Genomic DNA, 1,505 nt, shown 5'->3' with positions numbered 1-1,505 from the left:
TCCCACATCCATGTGGTCGTGCGCGAGATACGGGGCAGTTTATGAAATATCCGGGCCAGGGCCTGAAACGCCAAATCCTTGAGACATAATATTCCAACCACAAAGCCATCTCCTTTTTTTCGCTATCCTGCCGATGCAGACAGTCTGAAAAGGCTTTAGTAAATTTCATGACCACAGCTCATAGAATAGTCAGCCCTATTTTAGCGTTGACCCTGTCAACATCCGCTGCAGCAAGTCGGGCCCAGCCCACAGAGGCATGGTATCAACAAGTCTGGTGCGATGGGATGAACGGTAAAGTAGAATACCGACTGGAAGACCGCCGACGTATTGACTGCCTTACAGATCAATACGCCATTGAAATTGAATTTGCCCGAAAGTGGCCGGAGGCAATCGGTCAGTCACTAAACTACAGCATGCTGACCGGAAAGAAAGCGGGCATTGTTCTGATTCTCAAAACAGCAGAAGAGCAGGCCCACTGGCATCGGCTACAAACCGTCATCAAACACTACACACTGCCCATCAAAGTATGGAAACTGGGTCCATAATCAATGGCGCTGGGCCCAGATGAAAAACTCACGATTGCCGTCACCGCCAGTAATCGGGCTGTCAAAATATCCACGAACGTGCAAACCAAGACCGTTGCAGCAGGCTTTGATGGATTGCTCAACCTCAGGGTACAACCCCGAGTCCCTGACAATCCCACCCTTGCCAGGTCCTCCGGGTCCAACCTCAAACTGTGGCTTAACCAGACTCAGCAGCTGCCCGCCCTTTTTTAGCAGGGGCACCAGCGATGGCAAAATTCTGGTTTGGGAAATAAACGACACATCCATAACTGCAAGATCAAATCCCTGTTGCTGATCGGTATAGTCAAGCAGTGCAGCAGGCAATGTACGGGCATTCATCCCTTCAAGACAAACCACCCGGGGATCTTTACGCAACGATTCAACCAGCTGGCCATGACCCACTTCAACCCCGACGACTCCGGACGCTCCAGCCTGTAATGCACAATCGGTAAACCCACCGGTTGACTGCCCGACATCAATCACCGTTGCACCCGCCAGGGATATTCCTGACAGGGTCAGCGCCCCTGCCAGCTTCATCCCGCCCCGGGAGACAAATCGGTCAGCCTCATCGATATCAATCTCAACCCAGTCAGGGTATTTCTGACCTGCCTTGCCCGGCGTTTTCCAGTCACCGGACTGCCGGACTTTAACCCTGCCTTCACTGATTAATCGCCGGGCCCGACTGCGGGAAGAAACTTTTCCCTGATCCACAAGAATAAGATCGAGTCTGCGCATAGAAAATCTTTACATAAAACCGACTAATGACACCGCATTGTACACAAGTATCGACCACCTGTTCCGCTTGCCCGCACGAAACCACGGAAATAAAAATCGAGAAATCCACACAAACAAGAAGAGCGGCATCGCAGAACAAGTGGCGAAATGTCGCCAGGAGGCTGTCCGAGAATAGCGCCCGACTGGGCGTCCCCGTAGCGAGGATGG

2 protein-coding genes are annotated in these 1,505 nt (G+C 52.1%); one reads left to right on the top strand and one right to left on the bottom strand.

The annotated features are described in order from the left end of the window. The first annotated feature begins 284 nt into the window (after positions 1 to 284). On the top strand, positions 285 to 545 hold the full coding sequence (locus KDK14_RS01365; RefSeq protein WP_257263220.1) for a hypothetical protein: 261 nt from the start codon (positions 285 to 287) through the stop codon (positions 543 to 545). On the opposite strand, the gene KDK14_RS01360 is transcribed toward KDK14_RS01365, so the two are convergent. Continuing rightward, on the bottom strand, positions 546 to 1,298 hold the full coding sequence (locus tag KDK14_RS01360) for a TlyA family RNA methyltransferase (protein ID WP_257263219.1): 753 nt from the start codon (positions 1,296 to 1,298) through the stop codon (positions 546 to 548). Positions 1,299 to 1,505 lie beyond the last annotated feature (207 nt).

Origin of the sequence: Endozoicomonas sp. ONNA2, from assembly GCF_024606365.1 — a bacterium.
Taxonomy (GTDB): domain Bacteria; phylum Pseudomonadota; class Gammaproteobacteria; order Pseudomonadales; family Endozoicomonadaceae; genus Endozoicomonas.
Note: the sequence above shows the minus strand (reverse complement) of the source record. Positions and strands in the feature narration are given on the sequence as shown.

Bases quoted from the DNA above. Each gene is read 5' to 3' on its own strand.
- KDK14_RS01365 (WP_257263220.1), top strand. From the start codon at position 285: ATGAACGGTAAAGTAGAATACCGACTGGAAGACCGCCGACGTATTGAC.
- KDK14_RS01360 (WP_257263219.1), bottom strand. From the start codon at position 1,298: ATGCGCAGACTCGATCTTATTCTTGTGGATCAGGGAAAAGTTTCTTCC.